Origin of the sequence: Subtercola sp. Z020 (genome assembly GCF_002931235.1) — a bacterium.
Classification (GTDB): domain Bacteria; phylum Actinomycetota; class Actinomycetes; order Actinomycetales; family Microbacteriaceae; genus Subtercola.
Map to the genome: position 1 here is coordinate 1 of NZ_PSTT01000145.1, position 2,569 is coordinate 2,569.

Consider the following 2,569-nt stretch of genomic DNA (forward strand, 5'->3'; position numbering starts at 1 on the left):
GCCCCCGCCCCCGCGCTGGCCGCTCCGGCCCGCTCACCGCGCATCGACTCGCCCCCCGGAGCCCGCGTATGAGGGCGACCGCGCATCCGCTGCGCATCGTCGTCATCGCGCCGCTGCGGTACCCGATCCGCGAGCCGCACGCCGGCGGCCTCGAATCGTCGATCTGGCACCAGGTCGACCAGCTGCGCGCACGCGGCCACCACGTGACGCTCGCCGCTGTCGAGGGCAGCGACTTCCTCGACCAGAGCCCGGAGTCGTTCGTGCTGCCGCCGGTGGTCTGGGCCGCCGACGAGGTGCCGAACGACGTGGACTACCCGGTCGGCTACGAAGACCGGGCGCTGCCCGCCCTCGAACGCGCCCTCGCGCACATCGCCGCGCACTCCGACGAGTTCGACGTGGTGCACAACCACAGCCTGCACGGCACCCCGCTCGCCTGGGCCGGCCGCCTCGGCGTGCCGATGGTGTCGACGCTGCACACCCCCGTTCTTCCGCAGCTCGTGGCGGCGCATGCTTCGGCCGTGGCGCCGGCCAGCCGCTTCATCGCGGTGAGTGCGCACACGGCGGGCGAATGGATGCCCGTGGGCATCGAGTCGACGGTGGTGCCGAACGCTGTCGACGCTGATCGCTGGCCGCTCGGCCCCGGCGGCCCCGACCTCGTCTGGTTCGGCCGCATCGTGGAGGAGAAGGGTGCGCATCTCGCGATCCGTGCCGCGAAGCTGCTCGGCCGGCGCATCGTGCTCGCCGGGCGCATCGGCGACCCCCGGTACTTCGAGCAGGAGGTGGCCCCCCTGCTCGGCCCCGACGCCGTCTACCTCGGCGAACTGCGCCAGCCCGAACTGGCGGCCCTCGTCGGGCGGAGCCGCTGCGCCCTCGTGACACCCGTCTGGCAGGAGCCGTTCGGCCTCATCATCGCCGAGGCCATGATGACCGGCACGCCCGTCGCCTGCTTCGACACCGGCGGTGTCTCCGAAGTGGTCGGCGACCTGCCCGGCACCCGACTGGTGGCGATGGGTTCCGTCAAGCAGCTGGCGGCCGCCGCCGAGCAGTTGATCGCTCGGGGCGACGGGGATGCGGGCATCCGGCGCCGCACGCGCACCGAGGCCGTGCAGCGGTTCTCGCTCGGGGTTCGGGTGCTCGAACTCGAGACGATGTACCGCCGGCTCATGCTCGACGGAACCCTCGGCGCGGCCCTGCACGCGGTGCCGGCGCTGCCCGGGTCGGCTGGCGCTGGCGATTCGGCGCTGCCCGGGTCTGCGGGGGCTGTCGCGTCGGCTCTGCCCGTGACGGCGGCGGCAGCCGCGGCATCCCCCTCGCCGGCCGCCCGGTCGTGAGCGCCAGGCGTGCGCTCGTCGGGTGGTACCTGCACCACTCGGGCGCCGGGCACCGCACCCGGTTCGACGCCGTACGGCGCCATCTCGATGCGGATGTGGTTGTGTTCTCGACGCTCGCCCCGCCGCCGGCTCTGCCGTCGCACACCCGCTGGGTGATGCTCGACCGAGACGACCAGCCCGAGCGCACCGAGAGCGGAGTCGCCCGCGACCCCGCCCAGTCGCAGCCAACGGCCGGTGGTGCGCTGCACTGGGCTCCGCTCGGGCACAGCGGGCACGCCTCGCGGCTCGGGATGATCGCCGCCGCCCTCGCCTCAGAACGCTTCGACGCCTTCGTGGTCGACGTCTCGGTCGAGGTGACCCTGCTGGTGCGCCTGTTCGGCGTGCCCGTGGTCGTGATGACGCAGCCCGGCGAGCGGAACGACGACCCCCACCGCCTCGCCTTCACCGCTGCGTCGCGCATCGTGGCGCCCTGGCCCGAGGCGCTGTACGTGCCGCGGGCGCTGGAGCCGTTCCGCGCGAAGACGTCGTTCGTCGGTGGCATCAGTCGCTTCGCGGGCCGCCGCGCGGCGCCCTCCGCGGCTGCCGCTGCGCCCGGCGCGACGCCGACCGCCGTCGCTGCGCCCGCCACCGTCACTTCGGTGCTGGTGCTGGGCGCCGGGGGTGGGCGCACGGTCACCCCCGCCGACATCGAGGCGGCGGCCGTCGCCACGGTCGCGCGACCGGTCGCGGGCTGGGCCGAGCACGCTGCCGCCGGGGGTGCAGTGGACGGGGATGCAGTGGACGGGGGTGCAACGGTCGCTGCCGCCGGGGCCACCACGTGGCACGCGCTCGGCATGGAGCCGACCGCACACGTGTCGGCGGAGCGCTGGAACGCCGACCCGTTCGACCTCCTGCAGGACGTCGATGTGGTCGTCTCCTTCGCGGGGCAGAACGCCGTCGCCGACCTCGCCTCCGCCGGAGCGCGCGCCATCGTCATCGCCCAGCCGCGCGCCTTCGACGAGCAGCGCGCCACCGCCCGGGTGCTGCGGGAGCACGGCCTCGCGGTCGTCCGCACCAGCTGGCCGGCACCCGACGAGTGGCCCGCCCTGCTCGCCGAGGCACGCGCCCTGACCCCCGACTGGTCCGCCTGGCGCACCCCCGGCGCCGCCTCCCGGGCCGCCGCCGCCATCGCCGACGTCGCGACTCTCTCCGCGCCATCCGCTCAGCCCACCCAGACCACGCCCGCACCTCCACCCGCC

The 2,569-nt window shown here is 75.1% G+C and carries 2 protein-coding genes; both read left to right on the forward strand.

The features are described 5' to 3' along the window. The coding region (locus C5B96_RS16855) for a glycosyltransferase (protein WP_369826493.1) at window positions 1–1,331 on the forward strand (1,331 nt) is incomplete at its 5' end. Continuing rightward, window positions 1,328–2,569: glycosyltransferase (locus tag C5B96_RS16860; RefSeq protein WP_146078240.1), on the forward strand; the 1,242-nt coding region annotated here is incomplete at its 3' end. The genes C5B96_RS16855 and C5B96_RS16860, both read left to right, overlap by 4 nt.